Here is a 26,775-nt window from a genome sequence, read left to right as displayed (position 1 = left end):
TTTTTTTTGCGGCAGGTTGTCGGGTCAGGTCAGCTACGAAAGGATCACTAAATTGACCGCCTTCGGCCCCTTCCCCTTCTTGTCCGGTTCGACTTCGAATGTGATACGCTGTCCTTCGGCAAGGTCCTTCAGTCCTGCCCGCTCCACAGCGGTGATGTGAACGAAGACATCGCGACCGCCGTCATCCGGCTTGATGAAGCCGTAGCCGCGCTCGCCGTTGAAGAACTTAACCGTTCCCGTCATGGCCATCGGGAAACTCCCCCTCATTGCTCCTCCGTCGCGACGCAGACGCACGTCACGACATGACCGGGCATCACGAAGCCCGGGAGCTGGCCATCCTTGGGCAGACCATTCGGTCCGACCGGATCTTTATTAGGCCTTCACTCCGCCGCAACCATTCGCGGAAGCGGAACGCAAAGCCAGTCACAGAAACAGCATAATACGGTTCTCTGCAGATTGACTACCGCTCCTGCATATTTTTCCCAAGAATGCCGGAGTGTTACGGCCTCGGCACCTCTAATCGGAATCTGGCAGCACCACCCTGGCCGAGCGGCATTTCCAGCTCCGGCAGGATCGTCTTGAGCTCGCTTTGCAGCGTGTACGGCGGATTGACGATCAGCAGTCCAGTCGAGGTGAGTGCTGCACCGTCGACTTGCGGCGCGACGCTGAATTCAAGCCGCAGGCATTTGCCCTGCGGTTTTGCTGCAGCTGCGGCCCGCGCCACAAGTTGCGCCAGCGTGTCCGTGGCGCGTCGGCTCTTGGCTGGGTACCAGATTACATAGATACCGGTCGGCCATTTTGCGAAGGCCGTGGAGAAGGCCTCGCCCAGTCGTTCGAACTCGTCTTTCGCCTCGAACGGCGGATCGATCAGCACCAGCCCGCGCCGCTCCTTAGGCGGCACGAAAGCTGGCAGCGCCATCCAACCGTCGAGATCGACCACGCGGGCCTGTTCGTCGCGCCGCAGCACGTCGATCAGTGCCTTGCGCGCCTTCGGCTCGAGCTCGCAGGCCACGAGCCGGTCCTGCGGCCGCATCAAGCCGCGCGCGATCAGCGGCGAGCCCGGGTAAGCCTTGAGTTCACCCTTGGGATTGAAGGCGCGGACGATGTCGAGATAGGGCTTGGTCAGCGCGACGCTCTCATTGGAAAGGCGCGCCTGCATCAGCCGCGCGATCCCGGTCAGCCACTCGCCGCTGCGGCGCGCTTCGTCGCTATCGAGATCATAGAGGCCGGCGCCGGCATGGGTGTCGATGACGCGGAAGGCGGCTGGCTTGTCCTGCAAATAAGTGAGGATGCGCGCCAGCACGATGTGCTTGATGACATCGGCGAAGTTGCCGGCGTGAAAGGCGTGGCGATAATTCATGGCGGAGAGTTACGACATCGCGCATGAAAAGTAACTGTCATCATTCCGGGCCGGTGCGCTAGCACCGAACCTGGAATCCATTTCGCCACCGAGAATGCCGAGCGATGGATTCCGGGCTCGCACTTTGCGCGCCCCGGAATGACGACCTCGAGGGCGTACTAACCACCCCTGATCGGCGGCATCGTCACCTGGTCGCGGCGGCAGGCGCGGCGTTCGATCTCGTCGCAATCGCGGAATTGCAGGTCCTTGCTCAGGCAGATGCGGACTTCCGACAGGCGTGTCCGGTTGCAGGTGACCGAGACGGCCGCGTTGCTCAGGCCGGGATTGGCCTTGATGAAGGCTTCTTCCACCTCACCCGGCGCCACGGTCTTGGCCTGCGACAGGTCGAGATATTCGGCCGGTATCTTGATTGCGGCGCGCGCCTTGCGGATCGTTTCGAAGTAATTGCGGCCGTCGAGCCCGGAACAGGTGCCGTGCTTGTCCCATTCGTTGAAGATCAGCCCCGGCGCCGGCATCAAATCGAGCATCGAGGAGACGATGTTGCGGTTCAGCCGCGGCGACGGCCGCTGGCAATATTCCGGAAAGCCGCTCTCATATTGCGGCCACAGCCCGTGCACCACGAAGGAATAGGGCCGTCCCTCGCACTGGATGTTCGAGCTCTTGCTGCTACGACCGCGCTCGGCCGCTTCCTCGCAGAAGGATGGCGACCACGACAGCGACAGCACGTAGAAATCGAATTCCCCAGGTGCGTTCTGTCGCTTGTCCTGCGCCTTCGCGCCGCCGGCCAGGGAGATCAGACCTGCGGTAAGAGTCAGCGAGATCACGAGACGGGCGAACGAATGCAATCTAAAATGAAACATGGCAACGCCTCTCAACTAGACTGTGCAAAGAGCCTAGCAGGCAATAAGAACATTTCAAGAACAAAATTCGGGCGATGCCGGTTGACCGCTTGATCGATCCGAATCGGGGCTCTTCAGATCAGGGCTTGTCAGATCAAGGCTTGGCGGCGCGGCAGGCCGGATTGTAGGCCCAGTTGCGGTCGAGACCGACCACGCACCATTCCACGCCCTGATCGTAACCCGCGAAGCCGCCATCCTCGATGATCGAGAAGTGCACCTTGCGTACCTTGCCGTCATTGAGCATGGCCTCGCCGGTGCAGTAACGGCGCGGAATATTGTCGGACGCCCAGGGCCGGAAGGCGGTCTCGCGAACGGCCGCGAAGCCCGTGATCTTCAACGGCGAATTCCAGAACGAGCTTTCCTTCTCGCCGAACTGGTAGGCGATCGTCGGCAGCGCCTTGTCGCAATCGGCAACCCTGCCGTCATAGCGCGGCCCGCTCAGCCAGAAGTTCATCTCGAGCGGATTGGCGGCCCTGGCCTCACCGAGCGACAGCGCCCCGAACATGAGGCCGAGACCGGCGGCAAAACCGAGCGATTTCAGGGAGGTCGAGGCGCGCATGGGCAATCCAGACAGAATGATCTGCGAGGTTCGGACGGTGCCGCGAAGGGCGGGGGAGGTCAAGTGCAGCGCGGCAACACTTGGCCAGGAGTTGATCACAACGTCGCAGTCAGCCGGTCTTCCGTTCTTTTCACCGCCGCGCCGGCACCGTAAACTGATGCCAACCAATCGGAGTGACGGGAATGCGAATCATTGCGGCCGCGGGCCTTCTTGCCAGCCTGGTTGTCTCGGGGATGATGGCGAGCCAATCAGCGCGCGCCGACATCCTGCCGGTGCCGCCTTTCAAGGGCAACGACACCGGCGGCATCATCGCCTATTCCATGGCAACACAGACCGATGCGCGCCAGGTCGCGGTCGATCACTGCGCGCGCTACGGCAAGGTGGTGAAATTCCTCGCGGTGCAGGCCTATGAGGGCGGCTACATTTCGTTTGCCTGCCGCTGGGTGCCCTACGGTGCGGCCGACCGGCCGATCCGCACGCTCTACTGAGGCGTTTCGGAACGCCAAGATCAAGGCCACGACATCTCAGCGGGGAGTCTCTCCTATGACGCGCAAGCTTGCTTTGCTCGGATCGGTCGTTTGCCTCGCGTTGTCGACGGGATATGCCGTCGCTGACGATCTGCCGGTGCGTAAGGCTGGTCTCTGGGAATTGAAGATGGTCAGGACCGGCTCGGCGATGCCGGAAATGACCATGCAGCATTGCACCGACGAGGCCGTCGACAAGGAGATGAACAACAACGTCTCGCCGATGGCCAAGCAGGTCTGCTCCAAGCAGGACGTCAAGAAGACGGCGACCGGCTATGTCAGCGATTCCGAGTGCAACGTCGCCGGCATGTCCACCACCTCGCATGCCGAGATCACCGGCGACTTCAATTCGGCCTACACGGTGAAGACCACCTCGCATGCGCAAGGCGGCGTCGCCGGCGCCGCGGGGCGCGACACCACCATGACGCTGGAAGCGAAATGGCTCGGCGCCTGCAAGCCGGAGCAGAAGCCCGGCGATATCGTGATGCCCGGCGGCTTCAAGATGAACGTGCGCGACGTCGACAAGCTGAAGGCGCTGCTGCCGAAGTAGGCGCCGTCGTTGCGGGGAAATCGGTGCGCCCCCTCGCCCCGTTCTTACGGGCCGCGAGCTTCGCTCGCGCTGAAAGGGCTGGGGTGAGGGGCATCTCTCCGCGCATGAGATTGTCGCGAGACCTGTACCCCGTCACCCGAATTCGATCTCTCCCCGCGAGCGGGGCGAGGTAAGGAAAGCTAGACCGGAATCCGCACGCTCGCCCTCAGTCCGCCCATCGGGCTGTCGCCGAGCGTGATGTCGCCGCCATGCGAGCGGGCGATGTCGCGGGCGATGGCGAGTCCCAAGCCCGTGCCGCCTTCATCCTGGTTGCGGGCGTTGTCCAGCCGCAGGAACGGCTTGAACACCTCTTCGCGCAAATGCGCGGGAATGCCGGGACCGTCGTCGTCGACCGTGACGGTGAGATAGCGGTGATCGCGCTGGCCGGAGATGGCGATGGCCTTGCCGTAGCGCGCGGCGTTGGTGACGAGGTTGGCGAGGCAGCGCTTGAACGAGGCCGGCTTCACCGTCACCACAGGCAGGCCGCTGAAGGTCACCGTCGCGGTGTGGCCGTGGCGCTCGGCGTCGCTGCGCAGCTCCTCGAGCGCCTGCGCCATGTCGGTCGGCTGCGATTGCTCGCCGGAATCGCCGCGGGCAAAGGCGAGGTAATCCTCCAGCATCATCGACATCTCGTCGACGTCCTTGCGCATCCCCTCGAGCTCGGGGCTGTCGCCGATCAGCGCCAACTCGAGCTTGAAGCGGGTCAGGATGGTGCGCAGATCGTGGCTGACGCCGGCGAGCATCGCCGTGCGCTGCTCCATGGTGCGCTCGATGCGCGACTTCATCTCGAGGAAGGCGCCCGCCGCGCGCCGCACCTCGCGCGCGCCGCGGGGGCGGAAGTTCGGCGCCTCGCGGCCCTTGCCGAAACTTTCGGCGGCATCCGCAAGCCGCAGGATCGGCTTGATCTGGTTGCGTAGGAACAGCACCGACACGATCAGCAGGATCGAGGACGTGCCGACCATCCAGAACAGGAAGATCTCCGAATTCGAAGCGTAGGCGGCACTGCGCGGCGCGAAAATGCGCATCACGGCATCGTCGACCTGAACGCGGATCTCGACCTGATTGGAATTGCCGACAGTGTCGATCCAGAACGGGCGATTGAGCTGTCGTCTCAATTGTACTGAGAGCGTCTGGTCGAGCAGCGAGAAGAACGGCTTTGGTCCGGGCGGCGGCATGTCGCCGGGAGGAAGGAAATCGACCACGAACTGCATGCGTACGGCGATGCGGCGTAGTTCCGTGCGGTCCTTGTCCTGGGGATATCCCTTGTAGACATCGACGAGACTGCCGACGTCCTGCGCCACTGCTTGCGACAGCCGCCGCGTCACCGTGTTCCAGTGCCGCTCCATGAACACGAAGGCGACCACGGTCTGCAGGATCACCATCGGCACGATCATGATCAGCAGCGCGCGGGCATAGAGGCCGGTCGGCATCCAGCCCTTGAACGCATTGCCCATCCAGCCATTGACGGCAGAGACGCGCCCGGCGGCGCTCTTCAAAAGCGTCAAGCCGGTATCGATCGTGCTCATCGGTCGCGCTTCACTGTTCTTACGGCGAGGCCACGAGCCGGTAGCCGATGCCGCGCACCGCCTGCAGGAACAGCGGATTGGCGGGATCGGTCTCGATCTTGCGCCTGAGGCGATTGATCTGCACGTCGACGGCGCGCTCGTTGACGCTGCCATTGCCGGTCAGTGCGCTGCGCGGCACGGTCTCGCCCGGCGCCTCCGAGAGAATCCGCAGCATCTCGCGCTCGCGGTCGGTAAGGTGGATGACCTCCTCGCCCTGGCGGAGCTCGCCGCGATCGAGATGGTAGACGTAGGGACCGAATGCGATCTTCTCCACCGCCGGGGCCTGGATCGGCGGCGCGGCGCGCTTGAGGATGTTGTTGATGCGCAGCGCCAGCTCGCGCGGCTCGAACGGCTTTGCGACGTAATCGTCGGCACCGATCTGCAAGCCCTCGATGCGGGCCTCGGCCTCGTGGCGCGCCGTCAGCATCACGATCGGCACCGAGGAGGATGTGCGGATGAACCGGGCGAGATCGAAGCCGGTCTCGCCGGGCATCATGACGTCGAGGATCAGCAAATCGAAATGCAAGCCAAGTAATTTTGCGCGGGCATCGCCGGCGCTGGCGGCGGTGGTGACGCGATAGCCTTCGGCCGCGAGAAAGCGCGACAAGAGATCGCGGATGCGGCGATCATCGTCGACCAGCAAGAGATGCGGGGCGTCGTCAGCCGGTTGCACCGGCGGGCGGGCGAGCGTGGCAGCGAGCGGCACGGTCACTCCTTTGAGTCTTGATGGACGGTGGCGAAGATCGTCTCCAGCACCTTGTCCGGATCGTCGCGGTCGATCATCGCGCGCAGGAAGCGCTTGACCGTCTCGGCATCCTGCGGCGCCATCTCGGCGAGCGCCTTGGTGATACGCGTGGTTTGGAGGCCGGCGAGCTTCTGCACCAGCGCTTCGCCCTTCGGCGTCGCGTAGAGCAGGCGCTGGCGGCGGTCATTGTCGCCGGTCTTCTGCACGATATAGCCCTCGTCCAGCAGCTGCTTGAGCACGCGGCCGAGCGACTGCTTGGTGATGCGCAGGACGTCGAGCAGGTCCGCGACCTTCAGCCCGGGATAGCGATAGACGAAATGCATGACCCGGTGGTGAGCCCGGCCGAAGCCGAACGCCTCCAGCTCCTGGTCGGGATCGCCGACGAAATCACGATAGGCGAAGAACAGCAGCTCGATGATATCCCAGCGCAAATTGCCTCCATCGCCTGCTGCCGGCCGTGGCTCGGCAGCGTCTTGAGAGGAAGTCGCGAAATTTATGTCAGGCATATTGACGTATCTTGGTTTCAATGTTACAAAACGATCAGCCCGCACGAAATTTTAGATCGCTTCGCGTCGGGTGGCATTTCCAGGAGCGGCCGGAGTGAGCCGGACAGGCGGCAACGGCCGGATCAGATCTACCGTGCGACTGTCGAGCGGCATTTCGGCAAAACATACTGGACTTCCGCCTTCCGCAAAAGCATGTCCTCGGAAGACATGCTGGCCACGGAAACCGGCCGTAACAAGGCTGGCGGTGGTCCGGCCAGAAACCACATCAAGCCAGCCGAGCCCGAAAACGGGCAGGCGGGCGCCAGAACAGCGCCGCCACCGGCAGCGGGAGGCAAGGACATGAGCATGAAATTCGACATCCAGCCCGCAACCAATCCGACACCCGAAAAGGACCGCGTCGCCAAGCTGGTGGATCCCGGCTTCGGACGCGTCTTCACCGATCACATGGCGATCGTCCGCTACAACCAGGCCAAGGGCGGCTGGTACGAGGCGAAGATCGAGGCGCGCGCCAACTTCCAGCTCGATCCGGCCGGCGCCGTCCTGCACTACGCCCAGGAAATTTTCGAAGGCCTCAAGGCCTACAAGCGCGACGACGGCGGCGTGAATCTCTTCCGCCCCGACGCCAATGCGCGCCGTTTCAGGGACTCCGCCGACCGCATGGCGATGGCGCAACTGCCCGAGGACGTCTTCATCGAGGCGGTCGAGCAGGTCGTGCGCATCGATCGCGCCTGGATGCCGGGCGGCGAGGGCAGCCTTTACCTGCGCCCCTTCATGATCGCGAGCGAGACCTTCCTCGGCGTGAAGCCGTCCGCCGAATACATCTTCGCGGTGATCGCTTCGCCGGTCGGCTCCTATTTCAAGGGCGGACCCGCCCCGGTCTCGATCTGGGTGTCGGAGAATTACACGCGCGCCGCCGTCGGCGGCACCGGCGCCGTCAAATGCGGTGGCAATTACGCGGCGAGCCTGCGCGCGCAGGCCGAAGCGATCCAGCATGGCTGCGATCAGGTCGTCTTCCTCGATGCGGTCGAGCGCCGCTACATCGAGGAGCTCGGCGGCATGAACGTGTTCTTCGTGTTCGACGACGGCTCGCTGTCGACGCCGCCGCTCGGCACCATCCTGCCTGGTATCACCCGCGACTCCATCATCGCGCTCGCCCGCGACGCCGGAAAGACCGTGCGCGAGGAGCCATATTCGCTGGACCAGTGGCGCAAGGATGCAGGCTCCGGCAGGCTGAAAGAAGCGTTCGCCTGCGGCACCGCCGCCGTGATCTCGCCGATCGGCAAGGTGCGCTCGGTGAGCGGCGATTTCGAGATCAGCGGCGGCGCCGCCGGTCCCGTCGCCATGGGTCTGCGCAAGCAGCTCGTCGATATCCAATACGGCCGCACCAACGATCCGCACAACTGGATCCGCAAGGTGCTGTAAGTGCTCATCTTCCCGTCGTTTCGGGAAGAGGCGCTTTCTTCCCTTCTCCCCTTGTGGGAGAAGGTGGCGCGAAGCGCCGGATGCGGGGTTCTATCCGCGCCTACGAATTAGAGTTGCGTGCCGCGGAGAGAACCCCTCACCCGGCATCGCGTGCCGCGAAGCTACCCTCTCCCACAAGGGGAGAGGTGCACCATCCGGGTTGCGGCACTGTTCATCGGTTGATAGCAACGTCCCATGAAAGACAAGGCCAAAAAACCCCAGAAACTGAAGGCGCGCCTGCCGCGCGGGCTCGAGGATCGCGACCCCGCCGCGATCCGGGCGACGCGCGAGATGGTCGAGAAGATCCGCGCCGTTTACGAGCTCTACGGGTTCGAGCCCGTCGAGACGCCGGCGATGGAATACACCGACGCGCTCGGCAAGTTCCTGCCCGACCAGGACCGCCCGAACGAAGGCGTGTTCTCGTTCCAGGACGACGACGAGCAGTGGATCAGCCTGCGCTACGATCTGACCGCGCCGCTCGCGCGCTATGTCGGTGAGCGCTACGGTACCGACGGTCTGGTCCTGCCCTATCGCAGCTACCGCGTCGGCTACGTCTTCCGCAACGAAAAGCCCGGCCCCGGCCGCTTCCGCCAGTTCATGCAGTTCGATGCCGATACGGTCGGCTCGGCGACGCCGGCTGCGGATGCCGAGATCTGCATGATGGCCGCTGATACGATGGAGGCGCTCGGCATTGCGCGCGGCCAATACGTCGTGAAGGTGAACAATCGCAAAGTGCTCGAAGGTCTCCGTGAGGCGCTCGGAGTACCGCATCCCATTAGCGACAAGCAATGGCTTACGGTGCTACGTGCGATCGATAAGCTCGATCGCCTTGGTCAAGGGGGAGTAGTCGAGCTTCTCACGGCAGGCAGAAAAGACGAGAGTGGAGACTTTACCAAAGGTGCCGAACTAAGTTCTGAGCAAGCCGATAATGTAATGCGGTTCCTCGGCTACACCTATAATGCCGAGAAGGGCTACATTCCGGAATGGTCTTCACTCGACATCTCCCCTAGTGCCGGCAATGAAGAGCGATTGAATTGGTTCACGGAGAGTGTGGCCCTTGGGCCGACGGGTCTTGAGGGTGTTGCAGAGCTACGTGAAATTGCCCGGCTCGCAAAGGCGTCAGGCTACGATGAATCCCAAATCCTTATCGATAGATCCGTCGTGCGTGGCCTCGAATATTACACAGGCCCCGTCTATGAGGTCGAACTTCTGCTTGAGACGAAGGACGAGAAGGGCCGCCCCGTGCGCTTCGGCTCGGTCGGCGGTGGTGGCCGCTATGATGGTCTCGTCTCGCGCTTCCGCGGCGAGCCGGTTCCAGCGACCGGTTTCTCCATTGGCGTCTCGCGGCTCCAGGCCGCGTTGGCGTTGCTCGGCAAGCTCGATACACGGCCAGAGGTGGGGCCTGTGGTTGTGACGGTGTTCGATCGTGATCGCGTCGCGGATTACCAGAAGATTGTTGCGCTGTTGAGGAAAGAGAAAATTCGAGCTGAGCTATATCTCGGAAACCCCAAAAATATGGGCAATCAGCTCAAATATGCAGACCGGCGCAACTCACCCTTAGTAATTATTCAGGGTTCGGATGAACTTAACGATCCGGATGGACCGCAAGTAATCATCAAGAACCTATGGGTGGGGTCTACGGTGAAAGACGTAGAGAAAGATAGAGACCGCTATCTACAAGCGCAGAAGTTGATACAGCAAAAGGTGCCTGTTTCGAGGATCGTCGAAGAGGTGAAAATGGCCTTCAGGTGGCACGGTATCGATCCATCTGATGATAGCTCTGCATGATGCGAGCACCAAGGTTGTTTCTGCGCAGGCTTGTCCCGGACATTGACCTTTAGTTTTATAGCGAAGACGTAGACGGCCGGGACAAGCCCGGCCGTGACGACAACAGCAGGGAGAAGACAATGCCTGAGATCACCGTCAGCATGGCCGAAGGCCGCACCGACGAGCAGAAGGCCGGCATGATGCGCGACATCACGCAGGCACTGGTGAAGAATCTCGGCGTCGACGCCGATGCCGTCGTCATCCAGATCAACGAAGCCCCGCTCCGCCACAAGATGAAGGGCGGCAAGACGTTCGTGGAGCGCGCAGCGGCGGCGAAGAAGTGACGCGTTAGCGTCATTCCGGGGCAGCCCGACGGGGCTGAACCACAATGCGCGAGTGCGCATTGGGGAATCCCGATCGACAATCTCTGGATTCCGGGTTCGCGCTTGGCGCGCCCCGGAATGACGAGCAAGAACCATGGACGCTCGCGACTTCATCAAAATCGGCATGAGCGCCGAGCGCACGCTGGTAGTACCGGCCGAGCGCACGGTCGGGCATTTCGTGCCCGGCATGCCGATGGTCTATGCGACGCCGATGATGATCCTCGAGATGGAGATGACGTCGGGCGATGCGATCCGCTCAGTGCTGCAGCCGGGCTGGGTCACCGTCGGCACCGAGGTCGACATCCGCCATCTCGCCGCAGCGCTCGTCGGCGCGATGGTGCGGACCACCGCGAAGGTGATCGCGGTCGAGCGCCGCGTGATCCGCTTCGAGGTCGAGGCCTTCGAGGGTACGCGCAAGCTTGGCGAAGGCCGCCATGCGCGCGGGCTCGTGAATGTCGCGATGTTCAACAAGCGGTTGGGCGCGTAGCCGCTACTTCGCCAATTCCTTCGACCGCTTCGTCGCCGCGGCAATCGCGCGGACCATCAGGTCGTGCAAGCCCGGCTCGCCCATCAGCACGCCGAGCGCCGCCGCCGTGGTGCCGCCAGGCGAGGTGACGTTCTGGCGCAACGTGCTGGAGGGAAGATCCGACTGGTGCAGCAACTCACCGGAGCCCGCGACCGTCTCGCGCGCAAGCTTCGTCGCCAGCGCTTCGGGCAATCCGGCTTCGACACCGGCCCGCGCGAGCTCTTCGGCCAGCAGGAACACATAGGCCGGGCCGGAGCCGGAGACGGCGGTGACCGCGTCCATCAGGTGTTCATCGTCCACCCATTCGACCGAGCCGGTGGCGCGCAGCAAAGCATCGGCCACCGCGCGCTGCGCGGCACTCACGTTCTTTGCCGCGACTGCGACGGTGATGCCGCGGCCGATCGCGGCCGGTGTGTTCGGCATCGCGCGCACCACGGCGCCGCCACAGATCTCCTCGAGCGATGCGATCGTGGTCCCCGCCATGATCGAGACCACGGACGTCTTCTCCGACACGAACGACTTCAGCCTGCCGCCAGCCTCGCGGAACATCTGCGGCTTCACCGCGACGACCATCGTCTCGACAGGGCCTGCCGCTTTCACGTCGGGATTGAGCGCGACGCCCTTGGCGGCCAATGCGGTCATCTCGGGCGAGAGATGCGGATCGACCACCGCGAGGCGGCGCGGATCGAGGCCGCCCGCGAGCCATCCGGTCAACATCGCACCGCCCATCTTGCCGGCGCCGGCGAGCAGGATGGTGCCGGTGATGTCTTGGAGAGTGCTGCTTGCCACTGTGGTCACCAAATCCCGTCGTCCTGGCGAAAGCCAGGACCCATTACCCCGACTGGTTCTAGTGGATGGAGGGCAGAGCAACAAGCATCGCGGGTGAGCGAGAGAGCTCGCGGTATGGGTCCTGGCTTTCGCCAGGACGACGATGCGGAACTAGCTTTGCACTCCTCGCGCAGCGGACCCTACGCCTCGCCCACCGTATCGAACATCGCGGCGTCCATGGCCTGCGCGGTAGTCTTGCCTGCCCACACCACGAACTGGAAGGCCGGGAAGTAACGCTCGCAGGCGTGGATGGCGCCGGCGAGCATGGCTTCGCATTGTGCGGTCGAGGCGGTGAGGCCGCCCGGCAGCACCAGCGCCTGACGATGCATGATCATGCCGGTGTTGGTCCACAGGTCGAAATGGCCGACCCACAACTGCTCGTTGATTGCGGCAACCAGCCGCTGCACTTCGCCGCGGCGCGCGACCGGAATCTTCATGTCGAACGCGCAGGCCAGATGCAGCGCCTCGATCTCGCCCATCCAGGTGAAGGAGATCTGGTAGTCCGTCCATTGTCCCTTCGAGACAATGGTCAGTTCGTCTTCGCCGGAGCGTTCGAACGGCCAGTTGTTGCTGGCAGCGATATCCTCGACCACCGCGAGCGGATGGCTTCTGGAATCGATAGCGCCTTCGAGCAGGGACATGCCGTCTCGACCTCTTGCCTTCTTGTTGTCTTTGATACGCACGCGGTTGGGTCCGGCGCGCGCTCCCTAACGTCGTCGATCTCGGGATTTGCTTTCGCGATCTCCCCGGAACCGGCGCGGCCTGTCGCGGATCAACTGATGTGATTTGCGGAATCTGCGCAACTGGGTCCCGAGTCCGTCCACAAGCCAGGACTCGTTCGTCCACAGCTCATCTCGGACACAATTATTAATTTGAGAACAAATCGGAATCGGATTGAGTCGCCGGGTTCAATCGTTAATTCCGTCGCCCGGGGCTGCATCGCCATGGCGGCATGGGTCCATGCGGTTTTTGCTGCGGAACACGCTTGCTTGCGACCCCGGACCGGCGTCATATTTGCGGCAGGTCGCTCATCCCGGGCGGCCGATGTTCTCAGGGCGGGGTGAAAGTCCCCACCGGCGGTAAGGGCCGAAAGGCCTAAGCCCGCGAGCGCCTTCCCCAAGGATTTTTTCTGACGGGAAGGGTCAGCAGATTCGGTGTGACTCCGAAGCCGACGGTTAAAGTCCGGATGAAAGAGAACGGTCGGTGGCAGACGCATCGCAAGGTGCGGCTGTTGGTCGTTCCGTGTGCCCTGATTCTGGTCCTTTGAAGGAAAGCCATGAATCAGATGTTGCAAGATCCCCAAGTTCAAACTTCCAAAGCCGAAACGCCCCAAAGCCAGCCACCGGTTCCACAGGATCCGGTGAAGGAGCATCCGCGCTTCGCAAAGCCGCAGCGGGTGGCCTTCGTGCAGGCCTGCTGGCACCGCGACGTCGTCGCGGAGGCCCGCATCGCCTTCATGAAGGAGGCCGAGGCGCGCCACCTCACCCATGTCGACGTGTTCGAAGTGCCGGGCTCGTTCGAGATCCCGCTGCATGCGCAGGTTCTCGCCAAGACGCGGCGCTATACGGCGATCGTCGCGGCCGGCCTTGTCGTTGACGGTGGCATCTATCGCCACGAGTTCGTCGCCGACACCGTGATCAAGGCGTTGATGGACGTGCAGCTCCGCACCGAGGTGCCGGTGTTCTCGGCGGTGCTGACGCCGCAGCAATTCCACGAGACCGAGGTGCACTACGATTTCTTCCGCAGGCACTTTGCGATCAAGGGCGTCGAGGTCGCGGCAGCCTGTGCAGAGACATTGCTCGGCCTGGAGCGCCTGCGCGGCCAGGTCGCGGCGGGAATTGTGTGAGGAAGTAGGGCTCTCACTCCTCATCCTGATCAGGATGACGGATGAAACAGCTCTTCACACGCCGCTGATTGTCAATCCCGCCGCCGTCCCTATAAAGTCGGCGGCGGGAGGAGGCCGTGCCGTGGAGACGGGCGGTCGGCAAGATCATGTTCGAAGGACACGATCCCTATCTCGTCGCGCTCTCTGTGGCGGTCGCGAGCCTGGGTGGCTATACCGGCTTTGCGCTTGCGGCTCGCATCCGCAACACGCCCGGCGTCAGTAACCGGCTGCTGCTCGCGGGTGCGGCTGCGTTTCTCGCCGTCGGTATCTGGACCATGCATTTCGTCGGCATGCTGGCCGCGCCGCTGCCGTCCGACACCGTCTATCTGGTGCTGCCCACCATCATCTCGTTCCTGATCTGCGCGCTGGTGGTGGGCATTTCTCTTTTCTTTGTCTCGATCGGTGAGCCCGCGCTGAAGCGCGTGGCCTCGTCGGCCGTTCTGCTCGGGGTCGGTATCGCGAGCATGCATTATGTCGGGATCCACGGGCTCGCCGGGTCCTTTGCCATCACGCATGACAAGACCATGGTGCTGCTGTCGGTTCTCGTTGCGATCGTCACGGCCTATGGCGGCCTGCGCGCCTTCCTGGCGCAGCAGGAAGGCGTTCGGCTGATCGTCAGTTCGATTGTTTTCGGCATGGCCGTCTCCGGCATGCATTACACCGCGATGCTCGGCATGCATTTCGAGCCACTGACGGGCGAGGCGCATCACCATGCCGGCGGCGGCCTCGCCGCGTCGCAACAAATCCTGTCGATCGTCGTGGCAGTGCTGTGCTTCGTCATTGCCGCCGGATTCTTGCTGTCGCTCGTCCCGGATCAACGCCGGCAGGCTCCGGCCAGCGTGGCCGCCGATCCGGTTGCCCCGTCCGTCGCGCCGGCTGAACCGATTGCCGCGCCTGCCATATCGCCGCGCCCGGTGGCGCCGCTCGGGGGCCTCGGCCAGCCGCCCCGTGCGCCGGTCCCCCGATTGCCGGTCGAAAGCGCCGACGGGACGCATTTCATCGACACCGCCAATGTCCGCAGCGTCCGGGCCGATGCGCACTACACCCGCGTCCACGACGGCACCCGCGAGCGGATGTGTCCGTGGTCGATCTCGGAGGCCGAGGCGCAGCTCGATCCCTCGCTGTTCCTCCGGGTGCACCGCAGCCACATCGTCGCGATCCCCCATGTCGCGCTGGTCCGGAAAGAGGGCGACGGCGCTGTGCTTGAGCTCGACGGCCCGTCGCCGCACCGGGTGCCGGTGAGCCGCGCCAAGATCGCCGAGGTGAAGGCCCGGCTGGGGCTGGCGAGCCGGCGGCAGGCTTAGTTACAGAACTCCGCTCTTTCACTCCCTCGCCCCGGTCTGAACATCTTCGCCGGGAGAGGGTGGGGTGAGGGGCCTCTCTCCTCGCATACGACTGTCGAGACACCTGTACCCCCTCATCCGGATTGCATCTCGCGATGCAATCCGACCTCTCCCCGCAAGCGGGGCGAGGTGAATGGTCTCCGCCCCTGACGCAATTCGTGCGTCTCCACCCGCAATTCGTGCAAAAAGCCCATCTTTGTGCCCGAACGATTGCGACTTGCCCGGTCCGGAGAGACCGTCCCCTCCAACGTCCGCGCCCTCAAGCGCCAAGGACGATTGTGGGAGGAGACGATGATCCCGGGACCATTCAGCTATCACCGGCCGGCGAGTGTCGCTGACGCCGTCAAGCTTTTATCCGACCTCGGCGAGGATGCGCGGCCGCTGGCCGGCGGGCACAGCCTGGTGCCGATGATGAAGCTTCGGCTCGCCACCCCCGCCCATCTGATCGATCTGCACGGCATCGCCGCGTTGAAGGGCATCAGCCGCAATGGCAACAATCTCGTCATCGGCGCCATGACCACCCAGCACGAGCTGCTGGCCTCCGACGACGTCGCCAAATCGATGCCGATCCTGCACGAGGCGGCGCTGCTGATAGCCGATCCGCAGGTGCGCTACCGCGGCACGATCGGCGGCAATGTCGCCAATGGCGATCCCGGCAACGACATGCCGGCGCTGATGATGACGCTGGGCGCGACCTACCGCCTCGAAGGCGCCAGTGGCGCCCGTGACGTTCCGGCCGCCGACTTCTATCAGGGCGCCTATTTCACCGCGCTCGAGCCGGGCGAGATTCTCACGTCCGTCTCGGTCCCGGTGCCGGCGGCCGGCCATGGCTACGCCTATGAAAAGCTCAAGCGCAAGGTCGGCGACTACGCGACGGCGGCTGCCGCCGTCGTGCTGACGATGTCCGGGGGCAAGGTCGCGACCTGTACGATCGGCCTGACCAATGTTCACGAGACGCCGCTGCTCGCCGCTGATGCCGCCAAGGCCGTGATCGGGACCGGCCTCGATGCGGCGACGCTGAAGAAAGCGGCCGCGGCGGCCGAAGCGATCATGGCGCCGGCCGCGGATGCCCGCGGGCCCGTCGAATACCGAAAACATGTCGGCGGCATCATGGTGACGCGGGCGCTGCAGCGCGCAGCCAGCCGAGCGAAGTAAGGGAGGGACTGATGACCAAAACACACGTCACCATGAAGGTGAACGGCGCCGAGGTCGAAGGCCTCGTCGAGCCGCGCACGCTGCTGGTGCATTTCATCCGCGAAAATCTGCAGATGACCGGCACCCATATCGGCTGCGAGACCACGCATTGCGGCGCCTGCACCGTCGACATCGACGGCATGTCGGTGAAGTCCTGCACGATGTTCGCGGTGCAGGCGCAAGGCAGCGACATCATCACGGTCGAAGGCATGGCCAATGCCGACGGCACGCTCTCCGCGCTGCAGGAAGGTTTCCGCATGATGCACGGCCTGCAATGCGGCTTCTGCACGCCCGGCATGATCATGCGCGCGCATCGGCTGTTGCAGGAGAATCCATCGCCGAGCGAGCAGGAGATCCGGATGGGCATCTCCGGCAACATCTGCCGCTGCACCGGTTACCAGAACATCGTCAAAGCCATTCAATACGCGAGCGCCAAGATCAACGGCGTGGAATTCCGGGAGGCCGCAGAATGAACGACATGACTCCCACGCGGGAACAACGCGAAGCCGCACTCGAAGGCATGGGCTGCAAGCGCAAGCGCGTCGAGGACATCCGCTTCACGCAAGGCAAGGGCAATTACGTCGACGACGTCAAGCTGCCGGGCATGCTGCACGGCGACTTCGTCCGCTCGCCGCATCCGCATGCACGCGTCAAAAAGATCGACGACAGCGAGGCATTGAAGGTGCCGGGCGTGCTCGCGGTCATCACCGCCGAGACGCTGAAGACCGTCAACCTCGCCTGGATGCCGACGCTCGCCGGCGACGTGCAGATGGTTCTGGCCGACGGCAAGGTGCTGTTCCAGAACCAGGAGGTTGCCTTCGTCGTCGCGACCGATCGCTATGCGGCCGATGACGGCATCAACAAGGTGATCGTCGAGTACGAACCGTTGCCGCCGCTGGTCGATCCCTTCAAGTCGATGGACAAGGATGCGCCGGTGCTGCGCGAGGACCTCGTCGGCAAGATGTCCGGCGCGCATGGCCCGCGCAAGCATGACAACCACATTTTCGAGTGGACCGTCGGCGACAAGGAGCTTACCGACGCGGCCTTCAATAAGGCCGAAGTCACGATCAAGGAGATGATCTCCTATCACCGCACCCATCCGTCGCCGCTGGAGACCTGCCAGTGCGTCTGCTCCTTCGACAAGATCAAGGGCGAGTTGACGATCTACGGCACGTTCCAGGCTCCGCATGTGATCCGCACCGTGGTGGCGCTGATCGCGAAGCTGCCCGAGCAGAAGATCCATGTGATCGCGCCCGATATCGGTGGCGGTTTCGGCAACAAGGTCGGTGCCTATCCCGGCTACATCTGTGCGGCGGTGGCCTGCATCGTCACCGGCAAGCCGGTGAAATGGGTCGAGGACCGCATCGAGAACCTGACCGCGACCTCGTTTGCGCGCGACTATCACATGACCACTGAGATCGCGGCGACCAAGGACGGCAAGGTCACCGGGCTTCGCGTCCACGTGCTCGCCGATCACGGTGCGTTCGACGCCTGCGCCGACCCGTCGAAATGGCCGGCTGGCTTCTTCAATATCGTCACGGGGTCCTACGACTTCCCGACCGCGCACCTGGCTGTCGACGGGGTCTACACCAACAAGGCGCCCGGCGGCGTCGCCTATCGCTGCTCGTTCCGCGTCACGGAGGCCGCCTACTGCATCGAGCGCGCCATGGATATTTTGGCGCAGAAGCTCAAGATGGATCCCGCCGAGCTGCGCCTGAAGAATTTCATCAAGCCGGAGCAGTTCCCGTATCACTCGGCGCTGGGCTGGGAATACGATTCCGGCGACTACCACACCGCCATGCGCAAGATGATGGAGACGACGGGTTACGCCGCGCTTCGCAAGGAGCAGGAAGAGAAGCGTGCAGCCTTCAAACGCGGGGAGACCCGCGAGATCATGGGCCTCGGCGTCTCCTTCTTCACCGAGATCGTCGGCGCCGGCCCGTCGAAGAATTGCGACATCTTGGGCATCGCGATGTTCGATTCCTGCGAGATCCGCATGCATCCGACCGGTGCGGGCATCGCGCGCATGGGCACCAAGAGCCAGGGCCAGGGCCACGAGACCACCTGGGCCCAGATCATCGCGACCGAGATCGGCATTCCCGCCGACAACATCATGGTGGAGGAGGGCAACACCGACACCGCGCCTTACGGGCTCGGCACCTACGGTTCGCGCTCGACCCCAGTGGCGGGTGCTGCGATCGCGATGGCCGCGCGAAAGATCAGGGCCAAGGCGCAGATGATCGCCGCCTACAAGCTCGAGGTTCACGAGGACGATCTCGAATTCGACATCGACGGTTTCCGGGTGAAGGGCCTGCCGGAGAAATTCATGTCGATGAAGGATATCTGCTGGGCGGCCTACAACTCGGTGCCCCCTGGCATGGAGCCCGGCCTGGAAGCAGTCAGCTACTACGATCCGCCCAACATGACCTATCCGTTCGGTGCCTATCTCTGCGTGATGGACATCGACGTCGATACGGGCGTGTACAAGGTCCGGCGCTTCTACGCGCTCGACGATTGCGGTACCCGCATCAACCCGATGATCATCGAGGGGCAGGTGCATGGCGGCCTGACCGAGGCCTTCGCCATCGCGATGGGCCAGGAGATCCGCTACGACGACGTCGGCAACGTCGTCACCGGCTCGTTCATGGACTTCTTCATGCCGACTGCGGTGGAGACGCCGCATTGGGAGACCGACTTCACCGTCACCCCGTCGCCGCATCACCCGATCGGTGCCAAGGGTGTCGGCGAAAGCCCGAATGTCGGCGGCGTGCCGGCCTTCTCCAACGCGGTCAACGACGCGTTCTCGTTCTTAGGAAGCACGCACATCCAGATGCCGCACGATTTCTGGCGCAACTGGAAGGCGGCGAAGGAGCTGGGAGCGGTGGCGTAGTCTGGCCGTCATTGCGAGCGAAGCGAAGCAACCCAGAATCCCACCGCGGATGCAGTCTGGATTGCTTCGTCGCTTCGCTCCTCGCAATGACGAGGAGAGAATGAGCGCATGAAGAACCGTGACGAGATCGCGCAAGCGCTGGCTGCATCGGGTTACATCGCCGATGCGGACCTCGCGACCGCGATCTCGCTGATGCAATTGCTGCGGCGCCCGCTGTTGCTGGAAGGCGAGGCGGGCGTCGGCAAGACCGAAGTGGCGAAGGCGCTGGCAAAGGTGCACGCGACCGAGCTGATCCGGCTGCAGTGTTACGAAGGGCTCGACCAGTCCTCCGCACTCTATGAGTGGAACTACCAGCGCCAGCTGCTGGCGATCCAGGCTCATCGCGGCACCGACAGTATCGAGGACCAGGTGTTCTCGGAAAAGTACCTGCTGGAACGTCCTTTGCTCGCCGCGATCCGCCGGCCGCAGGCGCCGGTGTTGCTGATCGACGAGATCGACCGCGCCGACGACGAGTTCGAGGCGTTCCTGCTGGAGCTGCTGTCCGACTTCCAGGTCTCGATCCCCGAGCTCGGCACCATTCCCGCCGTCACCATCCCGCATGTGGTGCTGACCTCGAACGGCACACGCGAACTCTCCGACGCGCTGCGCCGGCGCTGCCTCTATCACTATGTCGACTATCCCGATGTAGACCGCGAGACCCGCATCATCCTGGCGCGCGTCGCAGGCGCCAGCCCGTCGCTCTCGCTCCAGATCGCGCGCATGGTCGAGGGCGTGCGGAAGGAGGAGCTGCGCAAGGTGCCTGGCGTCGCCGAGACGTTGGACTGGGCGGCCGCGCTGGTCGGCCTCGACATCCGCGACCTCCACGATGCGCCCGAGACGGTGCATGAGACTTTGATCTGCTTGTTGAAAACCCATGAGGACCGCGCGCGCGTTACCTCTGAAGTAACGCAGCGCCTGCTGGGGAAGGTCGCATGAGCTGCTGCGGCTCCAGCCCCGGATATGACGATCTCAACGAGGTCTCCCGCTTCGTGTCCGCCAGGCTTGCCGCCTTCCTGCGCACCTTGCGCGATGCCGGCTTTCGCGTCGGGCTCGCTGAGGGACAGGATGCGGCGACGCTGATGTCGGCGGGCTATGCGGCCCGGCCCGGTCTGCTGCGCGCGGCGTTCAAGCACCTGTTCTCAGCGCGCAAGTCCGACTGGGACAAGTTCGACGGGCTATTCGACGCGTTTTGGCTCGGCAAGCGTGTGCGATCGCGCTCCCGCACAATTGGGTCGACGCCAGGCGCCAGCAATCCGTCACTGAAGAGCTTGCAAGAACAGTCAGCGGAGCAGGGTAGCGGCCAATCCGTCACCGACCAGCTTCCGTCATCCGACGATGCGCCGGAAGGCCGCGCCGGCGAGGGCCGCATGGAAGGCGCCTCGCGTGCGGACAATCTCGCCGAGGTCGATTTCCGAAAGCTCAGCGATCCCGACCAGGTCGCGCAGGCCCATGAGGCTGCGGCACAGCTCGCCAAGGCGATGCGTACGCGCTTGACGCGGCGCGATCTCGCGCGCCGGCGCGGCTACCGGCTCGATCTCAGGCGGACCATCCATCGCAACATCAGCCATGGCGGCGTGCCGATCAGCTTGGTGAAGCGCCAGCGCAAGAACAAGCCGCTGCGGCTGATCGTGCTGCTCGACGCCTCCGGTTCGATGGGCATGTACACGTCCGTGTTCCTGCGCTTCATCCACGGCGTGCTCGACCAGTTCCGCGAGGCCGAAGCATTCCTGTTCCACACGCGTCTTGCGTATGTCTCCGATGCGATGAAGGAAAAGGACGCCGGCCGCGCGCTCGACCGGCTCTCGATCATGGCACAAGGCGCGGGCGGTGGCACGAAGATCGGCGAAAGCCTCCAGACCTTCAATCGCTGGCACGCCGCGCGCGTGATCCATTCGCGCAGCTGTGTGATGATCGTGTCTGACGGTTACGAGACCGGCGATGCCGCGTTGCTCGGCCGCGAAATGGCGGCACTGCATCGCCGCTGCCGCCGCATCGTCTGGCTCAACCCGATGATGGCGTGGGAGGGCTATGCGCCCGAGGCGCGCGGCATCAAGGCCGCATTGCCGCATGTCGATCTCTATGCGCCCGCGAATTCGCTGCAGAGCCTGCGCGCGCTCGAGCCCTATCTGGCGAAGCTTTAGGGGAGGCGCTGATGACCGCTCATGTCGAGGTGTTGGATCTGGTGGCGCAAATGAAGGCCGCTGAGCGGGCCTTCGTGCTCGCGACGGTGGTGCGGACGGTATCGGTGACTGCGGCGAAGGCTGGCGCCAAGGCGATCATCGCGGCCGACGGCACCATCGTCGCGGGTTGGATCGGCGGTGGCTGCGCCAAGGGCGCGGTGTTGAAGGCGGCGCGCGAGGCGCTTGCCGACGGAGAGCCGCGCATGGTCTCGGTACAGCCGGAGAACCTGCTGGCCGAGCTTGGCGTCAGCACCGGCGAGAGCCGCGACGGCATCCGCTTTGCCAGCAACATGTGCCCTAGCAAGGGCACGATGGACGTTTTTGTCGAGCCGGTGCTGCCGCACCCTTCGCTGGTCATTCTCGGCTCGAGCCCGGTCGCGCTGTCACTTGCGGCGCAGGCGCGCGTGCTCGGCTACCACGTCACGCTCGCTGCCCCGGCGGCCGAACTCGCGGCGCCGCCGGATGCCGACACGATCATCGACGGCTATCAGCTCGGCGAGTTCCACGACGCCAAGCGCTTCGTCGTGGTCTCGACGCAAGGCAAGGGCGACGAGGCCGCTCTGCGCGCAGCAATTGCAACCAAGGCCGACTATCGCGCCTTTGTCGGCAGCCGCCGCAAGATGGCTTCGCTGCGCGCAAGGTTCCTTGCAGAAGGCGCAAGCGCGGCTGCGATCGATGATTTCAAGGCGCCGGCCGGGCTCGATCTCGGCGCCATCACGCCGGAGGAGATCGCGATGTCGATCCTTGCCGAGATCACCAGGGAACGGCGCCGCGGCCAGCGCGCCGTTAGTCAAACAGCCAGCAGAGAGTGACCGATCATGCAGATGAACGACAGCCAGCATATCCCCGCGTCACGCGAACAGGTGTGGGCGGCGCTGAACGATCCCGCTGTGTTGAAGCAATGCATCCCCGGCTGCCAGTCGCTCGACGTCACGGCGCCGAACGAGATGACCGCCACAGTGGTGTTCAAGGTCGGCCCGGTGAAGGCGACATTCAGCGGCAAGGTGACCCTGTCCGATCTCGATCCGCCCAATTCCTATCGCATCTCGGGCGAGGGCTCCGGCGGCGTCGCCGGCTTTGCCAAGGGCGGCGCCGTGGTACGGCTGGAATCCGAGAGCGCCGATGTCACGGTGCTGCACTACGAGGTCGACGCCCAGATCGGCGGCAAGCTCGCCCAGCTCGGTGCACGCCTGATCGATTCCACCGCAAAGAAGCTCGCCGGCGAGTTCTTTGCGTCGTTCGCGACGGTAGTTGGTGGTCCGGCAACGTCTTCCGTGGAAGTAGGTGCTCGCGAAAAGGGTTGGTTGAAGCGGTTGACCGGCGCTGGCTAGCCTACTTTTGTGGACAAGGCATGGAACAGGGAAATGCCTCCCAGCATCGCAGCGCTTGGCTGAAGGCAATTGCGCTGCTGGTGGCCAGCTGGATTGCTGTTGCGGCGCTGTCACTCCAGGTCCGGCCGGGGGGAGACGTGGTCGCAGCCGCCTTCCCGCCATGGTGGGGCACGCAACAGGCCCTCGCCGCCGCCACTTCGGCTGAGGCCTTGATCGTCAGGATCACGGCAATTCCGTCGCTTCTTGTCGTGCGCCCAAGCGAGAAGGACGGGTTGCGACGACTGCGCCAGGCGGGCGTTTGGCTGATCATGGACCCGCAGGCGGTCGCTGCCTGCATTTCGAAATCGAACTAGTTTTTTGCTGACATTGGGGGATACGGGAATGAGCATCAAGGGCGATGATCTCGCAACCTTGCGTGAGACCACCAGCAAGACCTTGCTCGTCGTGCTTTGGCTCCATGTTCCGATCGCAGTCGCCGTCGGGGTGATGCGCGGCGCCGATTGGTTGATGCCGGCGACTGTCATGATCGGGATGGCGCTGGCTGCGACAGCGTCTTGGCGCGCATCGGGCAGCGACCTTTCGACCCGGCTGATCTTCGCAGTAGCTTTGATGGGTGGCGTGTCGGTGTTTGCATTCCAGCTGGCTGGTCATACTTGGCAGATCGACATGCACATGTATTTTTTTGCTGCGTTGGCCTGTCTTGTCGCCTATTGCGACTATCGGCCGATCATCGCAGCCACGGTGGCGGTCGCGCTGCATCACTTGGTGCTCAATTTCCTTCTGCCGTCGGCGATCTATCCCGGCGGCGCCGATTTCGGACGCGTGGTCCTACACGCGGTCATTCTTCTGATTGAGGCGGGTGTGCTCAGCTGGCTCGCGTTCATGCTCTCGCGCCTGTTCGAGACTGCTGCGCAGAAGACGGCCGAAGCTGAACACGCGAATGCAGCCGAAGCGCGTGCCAATCAAGAGCGTGCCGAAGCCGAGCGCAAAGCTAAGCAGGATCGTGACGCGACCAGGTGCGAGCTCGCAGCCGGGTTTGAACGCAAGGTCGGGGTCATCGTCGAAGGGGTCGCGGCGGGAGCGAGCGAGATGCAGGGCGTGTCTTCCTCGATGAGCGTCAGCAATGTCGAGACCATGCAAAAGGCCGCAGCGGCCGCGGAGGCGTCCATTCACGCGTCAGCAAACGTGGCAACGGTTGCGTCGGCGACAGAAGAACTCTCGGCCTCGATCGGCAGCATCTCGCATCAGGTCACGCGGTCGGCGGAGATCGCGGCCAAGGCGGCCAAAGAAGCGCGGCGGACGAGCCGGATCGTCGAGAGTCTCGCTGCAGGAACGCAGAAGATCGGCGAGGTCGTGACATTGATCCAGGGCATTGCGAATCAGACCGACTTGTTGGCGCTCAACGCGACGATCGAGGCCGCGCGGGCGGGCGAGCACGGCAAGGGATTCGCCGTCGTAGCCAGCGAAGTTAAGGCCCTGGCCAACCAGACCGCAAAGGCAACAGAAGAGATCTCCGCACAGGTCCAGGACATCCAGAGCGCCACCGGCGAAGCTGTCAATGCCATTCAGGCAATCAACGGCACTATTGTGGAAATAGACCAAATATCCAACGAAATCTCGGCGGCCATCGACCAGCAGAGCGTCGCAACCCGTGAGATCGCGGGTAGCGTCCAGCAAGCTGCTAACGGAACGCGCGAAGTCAACAACAATATTCTCAGCGTCAATCAGGCATCTGAAGAAGCGAGCCGATTGGCGACAAGGCTGCATGATGCTGCAAACAGCCTGTCATTCCAATCACAACGGATGAGGGCGGAGGTCAAGGAGTTCCTCGAGTCCATGAATGTGGCTTGATTTGGCGGGCGTGTGCCCGCCGCCCAGGAACTCGCGGCGGCCTCTGCCGTCAGCCCAGAGACACGCCCGCCTTGGCACGGCTGATCCCAAGCGTCAGGATGCGATGCAGGAGCTCCCTGTATTTGAGCCCATCATGTTCAGCCGCCGTGGCGAACTCCTGGCTCTTGGCGATTTCCGGGTTCGGGTTGGCTTCGATGAAATACGGCGTGCCGTCGGCGGCGAGACGGAAATCGATGCGCGCGTAGCCGTCGAGGCCGAGCGCCCGGTAGATGCGCTTCGCGGCTCGCTGAATGCGCGCGGTGACTTCGGGCGCAAGGTCTTTCGCCGGCCCGTCGACAATGCCGACGCGCTCCTGATAATCGGTGTCGTGCTTGGCCCTTTCGGTCGCGATGTGGCGTGACCTGCGCCCGCCCATGTTGCCGAATTTCAATTCCCAGACCGGCAGCACGCGCAGCCGGTTGTTGCCGAGCACGCCGACATAGAGCTCCCGCCCCTCGATGAATTGCTCGGCGATGGCGGCGGTCTCGACTCGCTCATGGATGAAGGCGACCCGTTCGGCGAGCTTCTCGTCCGTGTCGACGATGGAGGCCTGCGAGATGCCGAAGGACCCATCCATGTTGAGGGCCTTGACGATCAGCGGCAGCGCAAGACGCGTTGGTCGTTTCACCTTGCGCCGCATCGGGAAGACGGCAAAGGCCGGCGCGGCGATGCGGCGGTGATGCACCAGCGTCTTGGACAGGTCCTTGCCGCGCGCCAGGATCAGGCCGCGCGGATTGCACCCGGTATAAGGCACCTTCATCAGCTCGAGATAGCTGGCGATGTGCTGGTCGTAGGCGACGTTGTTGTGGAATTCCTCCAGCAGCGTGAAAACAACGTGCGGCTTGAACTCTTCGATCGCTTCGCGGACCGGCCTGATTTCTTCCTGCGCGCCGAGTGCGCGGACCTCATGGCCGGACGCGCGCAAGGTGCTGACGACGTCGTATTCCGTTTTCCAATTGTTGATCTCCTGCGGAGTGTATCCGTCCGAAGAGTCGGGCGGCATGAAGTCCGGATGCATCAGCACGAGAATTCGGAGTCGTCTCATAGCGCGATCCATTTGCGCCGAGACGGGCCAAACAGCGCGTGCATCGTCTTGGCGGTCACGAGGACAGTGAAATCGAGAACGAGCTTCTGTTCGGGGCCCACGGCGCGCAGGTCGAGCTCGCGGCAGCGGGAGATCATGTCGTCAAGCACGGCATCGAGCGTGAGCTGATTCTCGCCCGTCCATCGCGCGACCAGCTGTCTGATCTGGGCGCGGTGCCGCCGGATCAGGCTCGAAGCGGGCTTGGACCGGTGATGCCGTGGATCGGCGGAAAATAGCCGGGAGAGGTCGCGGTCGTAGGTCTTCGGTGGCGTGAAGGCGTAGAACGCCTGCTTCTTCTTGTAATGATCTTCGAGCGTCTGGCTGAGCCTGTTCAGTGGATCGACGCGTTCCCGCGTCGTGATTAGCGGTCGCTCTCCCGCGATCTCGCCCATCAGCTCGTCGACATATTCGAGCTTCTTCAGCGCCGGCCAGCCGGCGTATCGCGTCCGCCAGTTCGAGCGCGGCCGCAGCCATACCGCAAAGGTCTCGGCAAAGTCTTCGTCGGGGTGGCTCTGTGCGTACCAGAGCCGGAGGTGCTGGACGTATCGCCGGCTCGCCGGATTGGGACGGTAGTAGCGGGGATAGTGTTTCGACGACGGCCCGAACAATTGCTGCCAGCGCCGTCGCCGCTGCAACTGGAAGCCGTGCTGTATGGCATGGCCTGCCTCGTGACGGAGGATGGCCATGCACTCGCGCCAGGTTCCGCCCTCGACGTCGAACATCATCTTCTTCTCGAGCTTCATCAGGCGGGGATGGGCGAGATAGAAGGGGATCGCGATCCCGGGCACATCTCCCGGACTGAACCATTCGCTTGAGATCCATGTGTGCGGCCGCAGCCGGATCCCTTGCTCTTCCATCTCCTCATGGAGCGTGGCGACGCAATCCTCGAGCCAGGTGCCTTCGACCGTAACCTTCAGGCTGGACAGGCGCTGCTTGAGCAGCTCGTCATCCGACAGCTTTTCCCAAGCAAATTTCCGGCGTGGCATCAGGCATCCAGAGGGCAGAGATGACTCGAAACCTGGATGATGTCATGGGCGGGAGCGGGCAACAACCCGTGGGGGTTGGGACGTGCTGCGGTGCCTCGGAGTGAGGGATGGGAGACGCGCGCGCTCCCTCGCCCCGCTTGCGGGGACAGGGTGGGGTGAGGGGGAGTCTCTACGGGGACGGTGACAGTTGGACTCGCGGAGAGTCCCCCTCACCCGGAATTCAAGCTTCGCTCGAATTCCG

General features: G+C 63.7%; 28 protein-coding genes and 1 riboswitch. Of the genes, 17 read left to right on the top strand and 11 right to left on the bottom strand.

Translation table 11 applies throughout. The annotated features are described in order from the left end of the window. Positions 1-33 precede the first annotated feature (33 nt). The 4 genes from ACWAT4_RS35060 to ACWAT4_RS35045 all read right to left on the bottom strand — a co-directional run bounded on the left by ACWAT4_RS35060 (position 34) and on the right by ACWAT4_RS35045 (position 2,818). A complete protein-coding gene (locus tag ACWAT4_RS35060) occupies positions 34-249 on the bottom strand; it encodes a cold-shock protein (RefSeq protein ID WP_008544396.1) in 216 nt (71 codons plus the stop codon). A gap of 250 nt (positions 250-499) precedes the next feature. Further along, positions 500-1,360, bottom strand: a complete 861-nt coding sequence (locus ACWAT4_RS35055) for a 23S rRNA (adenine(2030)-N(6))-methyltransferase RlmJ (RefSeq protein WP_212297079.1) — start codon at positions 1,358-1,360, stop codon at positions 500-502. A 158-nt stretch (positions 1,361-1,518) separates the two neighbouring features. Further along, the gene (locus tag ACWAT4_RS35050) at positions 1,519-2,220 is read right to left on the bottom strand and encodes a ribonuclease T2 family protein (protein ID WP_212297078.1); all 702 of its coding nucleotides are present in this window, start codon (positions 2,218-2,220) and stop codon (positions 1,519-1,521) included. Between the two features lie 133 nt (positions 2,221-2,353). Next, complete coding sequence (locus ACWAT4_RS35045; RefSeq protein ID WP_212297077.1) at positions 2,354-2,818, bottom strand: hypothetical protein; 465 nt, start codon at positions 2,816-2,818, stop codon at positions 2,354-2,356. Between the two features lie 182 nt (positions 2,819-3,000). Here ACWAT4_RS35045 and ACWAT4_RS35040 point away from each other — a divergent pair, with 182 nt between their 5' ends. Both ACWAT4_RS35040 and ACWAT4_RS35035 read left to right on the top strand, forming a co-directional pair. Then, positions 3,001-3,306: a hypothetical protein gene (locus tag ACWAT4_RS35040; RefSeq protein ID WP_200513004.1), complete on the top strand. Its 306-nt coding sequence runs from the start codon at positions 3,001-3,003 to the stop codon at positions 3,304-3,306. Positions 3,307-3,361: 55 nt separating this feature from the next. Then, entirely contained in the window at positions 3,362-3,892 is a 531-nt protein-coding gene (locus ACWAT4_RS35035) for a DUF3617 domain-containing protein (RefSeq protein ID WP_212297075.1), read from the top strand. Positions 3,893-4,071: 179 nt separating this feature from the next. Here ACWAT4_RS35035 and ACWAT4_RS35030 read toward each other — a convergent pair whose 3' ends face one another. From ACWAT4_RS35030 to ACWAT4_RS35020, 3 genes are read right to left on the bottom strand one after another with little or no spacing between them, the layout of a single operon-like run. Then, entirely contained in the window at positions 4,072-5,457 is a 1,386-nt protein-coding gene (locus ACWAT4_RS35030) for an ATP-binding protein (RefSeq protein WP_212297074.1), read from the bottom strand. Positions 5,458-5,476: 19 nt separating this feature from the next. Next, a complete protein-coding gene (locus ACWAT4_RS35025) occupies positions 5,477-6,208 on the bottom strand; it encodes a response regulator (protein ID WP_212447458.1) in 732 nt (243 codons plus the stop codon). Further along, entirely contained in the window at positions 6,205-6,747 is a 543-nt protein-coding gene (locus tag ACWAT4_RS35020) for a MarR family winged helix-turn-helix transcriptional regulator (protein ID WP_212297072.1), read from the bottom strand. The genes ACWAT4_RS35025 and ACWAT4_RS35020 overlap by 4 nt, the downstream gene beginning before the upstream one ends. Positions 6,748-7,086: 339 nt before the next feature. Between ACWAT4_RS35020 and ACWAT4_RS35015 the strand changes: the two genes are divergently transcribed. From ACWAT4_RS35015 to ACWAT4_RS35000, 4 genes are all read left to right on the top strand, one after another. Continuing rightward, on the top strand, positions 7,087-8,169 hold the full coding sequence (locus tag ACWAT4_RS35015) for a branched-chain amino acid aminotransferase (RefSeq protein WP_212297070.1): 1,083 nt from the start codon (positions 7,087-7,089) through the stop codon (positions 8,167-8,169). Between the two features lie 234 nt (positions 8,170-8,403). Further along, positions 8,404-9,996: a histidine--tRNA ligase gene (hisS, locus tag ACWAT4_RS35010; RefSeq protein ID WP_449729221.1), complete on the top strand. Its 1,593-nt coding sequence runs from the start codon at positions 8,404-8,406 to the stop codon at positions 9,994-9,996. 119 nt (positions 9,997-10,115) lie between these two features. After that, the gene (locus tag ACWAT4_RS35005; RefSeq protein ID WP_008144861.1) at positions 10,116-10,319 is read left to right on the top strand and encodes a tautomerase family protein; all 204 of its coding nucleotides are present in this window, start codon (positions 10,116-10,118) and stop codon (positions 10,317-10,319) included. A gap of 133 nt (positions 10,320-10,452) precedes the next feature. Further along, a complete protein-coding gene (locus ACWAT4_RS35000; protein ID WP_212427295.1) occupies positions 10,453-10,845 on the top strand; it encodes a thioesterase family protein in 393 nt (130 codons plus the stop codon). Positions 10,846-10,848: 3 nt separating this feature from the next. Here the strand turns inward: ACWAT4_RS35000 and proC are convergent, their stop codons facing one another. Continuing rightward, positions 10,849-11,673: a pyrroline-5-carboxylate reductase gene (gene proC / locus ACWAT4_RS34995; protein WP_449729220.1), complete on the bottom strand. Its 825-nt coding sequence runs from the start codon at positions 11,671-11,673 to the stop codon at positions 10,849-10,851. 179 nt (positions 11,674-11,852) lie between these two features. Next, positions 11,853-12,353: a type III secretion system chaperone family protein gene (locus ACWAT4_RS34990; protein ID WP_212297066.1), complete on the bottom strand. Its 501-nt coding sequence runs from the start codon at positions 12,351-12,353 to the stop codon at positions 11,853-11,855. Positions 12,354-12,754: 401 nt separating this feature from the next. Then, a riboswitch (FMN riboswitch) is annotated at positions 12,755-12,914 on the top strand. Positions 12,915-12,988: 74 nt separating this feature from the next. On the opposite strand from ACWAT4_RS34990, the gene ACWAT4_RS34985 reads away from it, so the two are divergent. The 11 genes from ACWAT4_RS34985 (at position 12,989) to ACWAT4_RS34935 (ending at position 24,425) form a co-directional block, all read left to right on the top strand. Then, the gene (locus tag ACWAT4_RS34985) at positions 12,989-13,558 is read left to right on the top strand and encodes a 6,7-dimethyl-8-ribityllumazine synthase (protein WP_212297065.1); all 570 of its coding nucleotides are present in this window, start codon (positions 12,989-12,991) and stop codon (positions 13,556-13,558) included. Positions 13,559-13,704: 146 nt separating this feature from the next. Continuing rightward, complete coding sequence (locus ACWAT4_RS34980; RefSeq protein WP_449731306.1) at positions 13,705-14,901, top strand: MHYT domain-containing protein; 1,197 nt, start codon at positions 13,705-13,707, stop codon at positions 14,899-14,901. Positions 14,902-15,231: 330 nt separating this feature from the next. Then, on the top strand, positions 15,232-16,095 hold the full coding sequence (locus tag ACWAT4_RS34975) for an FAD binding domain-containing protein (RefSeq protein ID WP_212427298.1): 864 nt from the start codon (positions 15,232-15,234) through the stop codon (positions 16,093-16,095). 11 nt (positions 16,096-16,106) lie between these two features. Beyond that, positions 16,107-16,607: a (2Fe-2S)-binding protein gene (locus ACWAT4_RS34970; protein ID WP_449729219.1), complete on the top strand. Its 501-nt coding sequence runs from the start codon at positions 16,107-16,109 to the stop codon at positions 16,605-16,607. Continuing rightward, positions 16,604-19,024 carry an aerobic carbon-monoxide dehydrogenase large subunit gene (locus tag ACWAT4_RS34965; RefSeq protein ID WP_449729218.1) on the top strand — a complete coding sequence of 807 codons (2,421 nt, stop codon included), beginning with the start codon at positions 16,604-16,606 and terminating at the stop codon, positions 19,022-19,024. The genes ACWAT4_RS34970 and ACWAT4_RS34965 overlap by 4 nt, the downstream gene beginning before the upstream one ends. A gap of 108 nt (positions 19,025-19,132) precedes the next feature. After that, positions 19,133-19,999 (top strand): AAA family ATPase, encoded by an 867-nt coding sequence (locus tag ACWAT4_RS34960; RefSeq protein WP_212297061.1) that lies wholly within the window; start codon positions 19,133-19,135, stop codon positions 19,997-19,999. Further along, positions 19,996-21,204 (top strand): vWA domain-containing protein, encoded by a 1,209-nt coding sequence (locus ACWAT4_RS34955; RefSeq protein ID WP_449729217.1) that lies wholly within the window; start codon positions 19,996-19,998, stop codon positions 21,202-21,204. Before ACWAT4_RS34960 ends, ACWAT4_RS34955 begins: the two co-directional genes overlap by 4 nt. Before the next feature lie 11 nt (positions 21,205-21,215). Then, positions 21,216-22,055, top strand: coding sequence for an XdhC family protein (locus ACWAT4_RS34950; protein ID WP_449729216.1), 840 nt, complete (start codon positions 21,216-21,218; stop codon positions 22,053-22,055). A 6-nt stretch (positions 22,056-22,061) separates the two neighbouring features. Then, positions 22,062-22,574 carry an SRPBCC family protein gene (locus ACWAT4_RS34945; protein WP_212297058.1) on the top strand — a complete coding sequence of 171 codons (513 nt, stop codon included), beginning with the start codon at positions 22,062-22,064 and terminating at the stop codon, positions 22,572-22,574. Between the two features lie 20 nt (positions 22,575-22,594). Then, entirely contained in the window at positions 22,595-22,927 is a 333-nt protein-coding gene (locus ACWAT4_RS34940; RefSeq protein WP_212297057.1) for a hypothetical protein, read from the top strand. Positions 22,928-22,955: 28 nt separating this feature from the next. Further along, positions 22,956-24,425 (top strand): methyl-accepting chemotaxis protein, encoded by a 1,470-nt coding sequence (locus ACWAT4_RS34935; RefSeq protein ID WP_212297056.1) that lies wholly within the window; start codon positions 22,956-22,958, stop codon positions 24,423-24,425. 49 nt (positions 24,426-24,474) lie between these two features. Here ACWAT4_RS34935 and ACWAT4_RS34930 read toward each other — a convergent pair whose 3' ends face one another. Further along, complete coding sequence (locus ACWAT4_RS34930) at positions 24,475-25,509, bottom strand: D-alanine--D-alanine ligase family protein (RefSeq protein ID WP_212297055.1); 1,035 nt, start codon at positions 25,507-25,509, stop codon at positions 24,475-24,477. After that, the gene (locus tag ACWAT4_RS34925) at positions 25,506-26,534 is read right to left on the bottom strand and encodes a putative zinc-binding metallopeptidase (RefSeq protein WP_212297054.1); all 1,029 of its coding nucleotides are present in this window, start codon (positions 26,532-26,534) and stop codon (positions 25,506-25,508) included. Before ACWAT4_RS34925 ends, ACWAT4_RS34930 begins: the two co-directional genes overlap by 4 nt. Positions 26,535-26,775: the final 241 nt, after the last annotated feature.

The organism is Bradyrhizobium sp. T-1, assembly GCF_053592855.1.
This window is presented reverse-complemented; position numbering and strand designations above follow the sequence as displayed.

Bases quoted from the DNA above. Each gene is read 5' to 3' on its own strand.
- ACWAT4_RS35060 (WP_008544396.1), bottom strand. From the start codon at position 249: ATGGCCATGACGGGAACGGTTAAGTTCTTCAACGGCGAGCGCGGCTAC.
- ACWAT4_RS35055 (WP_212297079.1), bottom strand. From the start codon at position 1,360: ATGAATTATCGCCACGCCTTTCACGCCGGCAACTTCGCCGATGTCATC.
- ACWAT4_RS35050 (WP_212297078.1), bottom strand. From the start codon at position 2,220: ATGTTTCATTTTAGATTGCATTCGTTCGCCCGTCTCGTGATCTCGCTG.
- ACWAT4_RS35045 (WP_212297077.1), bottom strand. From the start codon at position 2,818: ATGCGCGCCTCGACCTCCCTGAAATCGCTCGGTTTTGCCGCCGGTCTC.
- ACWAT4_RS35040 (WP_200513004.1), top strand. From the start codon at position 3,001: ATGCGAATCATTGCGGCCGCGGGCCTTCTTGCCAGCCTGGTTGTCTCG.
- ACWAT4_RS35035 (WP_212297075.1), top strand. From the start codon at position 3,362: ATGACGCGCAAGCTTGCTTTGCTCGGATCGGTCGTTTGCCTCGCGTTG.
- ACWAT4_RS35030 (WP_212297074.1), bottom strand. From the start codon at position 5,457: ATGAGCACGATCGATACCGGCTTGACGCTTTTGAAGAGCGCCGCCGGG.
- ACWAT4_RS35020 (WP_212297072.1), bottom strand. From the start codon at position 6,747: ATGCCTGACATAAATTTCGCGACTTCCTCTCAAGACGCTGCCGAGCCA.
- ACWAT4_RS35015 (WP_212297070.1), top strand. From the start codon at position 7,087: ATGAGCATGAAATTCGACATCCAGCCCGCAACCAATCCGACACCCGAA.
- hisS (WP_449729221.1), top strand. From the start codon at position 8,404: ATGAAAGACAAGGCCAAAAAACCCCAGAAACTGAAGGCGCGCCTGCCG.
- ACWAT4_RS35005 (WP_008144861.1), top strand. From the start codon at position 10,116: ATGCCTGAGATCACCGTCAGCATGGCCGAAGGCCGCACCGACGAGCAG.
- ACWAT4_RS35000 (WP_212427295.1), top strand. From the start codon at position 10,453: ATGGACGCTCGCGACTTCATCAAAATCGGCATGAGCGCCGAGCGCACG.
- ACWAT4_RS34990 (WP_212297066.1), bottom strand. From the start codon at position 12,353: ATGTCCCTGCTCGAAGGCGCTATCGATTCCAGAAGCCATCCGCTCGCG.
- ACWAT4_RS34985 (WP_212297065.1), top strand. From the start codon at position 12,989: ATGAATCAGATGTTGCAAGATCCCCAAGTTCAAACTTCCAAAGCCGAA.
- ACWAT4_RS34980 (WP_449731306.1), top strand. From the start codon at position 13,705: ATGTTCGAAGGACACGATCCCTATCTCGTCGCGCTCTCTGTGGCGGTC.
- ACWAT4_RS34975 (WP_212427298.1), top strand. From the start codon at position 15,232: ATGATCCCGGGACCATTCAGCTATCACCGGCCGGCGAGTGTCGCTGAC.
- ACWAT4_RS34970 (WP_449729219.1), top strand. From the start codon at position 16,107: ATGACCAAAACACACGTCACCATGAAGGTGAACGGCGCCGAGGTCGAA.
- ACWAT4_RS34965 (WP_449729218.1), top strand. From the start codon at position 16,604: ATGAACGACATGACTCCCACGCGGGAACAACGCGAAGCCGCACTCGAA.
- ACWAT4_RS34960 (WP_212297061.1), top strand. From the start codon at position 19,133: ATGAAGAACCGTGACGAGATCGCGCAAGCGCTGGCTGCATCGGGTTAC.
- ACWAT4_RS34955 (WP_449729217.1), top strand. From the start codon at position 19,996: ATGAGCTGCTGCGGCTCCAGCCCCGGATATGACGATCTCAACGAGGTC.
- ACWAT4_RS34950 (WP_449729216.1), top strand. From the start codon at position 21,216: ATGACCGCTCATGTCGAGGTGTTGGATCTGGTGGCGCAAATGAAGGCC.
- ACWAT4_RS34945 (WP_212297058.1), top strand. From the start codon at position 22,062: ATGCAGATGAACGACAGCCAGCATATCCCCGCGTCACGCGAACAGGTG.
- ACWAT4_RS34940 (WP_212297057.1), top strand. From the start codon at position 22,595: ATGGAACAGGGAAATGCCTCCCAGCATCGCAGCGCTTGGCTGAAGGCA.
- ACWAT4_RS34935 (WP_212297056.1), top strand. From the start codon at position 22,956: ATGAGCATCAAGGGCGATGATCTCGCAACCTTGCGTGAGACCACCAGC.
- ACWAT4_RS34930 (WP_212297055.1), bottom strand. From the start codon at position 25,509: ATGAGACGACTCCGAATTCTCGTGCTGATGCATCCGGACTTCATGCCG.
- ACWAT4_RS34925 (WP_212297054.1), bottom strand. From the start codon at position 26,534: ATGCCACGCCGGAAATTTGCTTGGGAAAAGCTGTCGGATGACGAGCTG.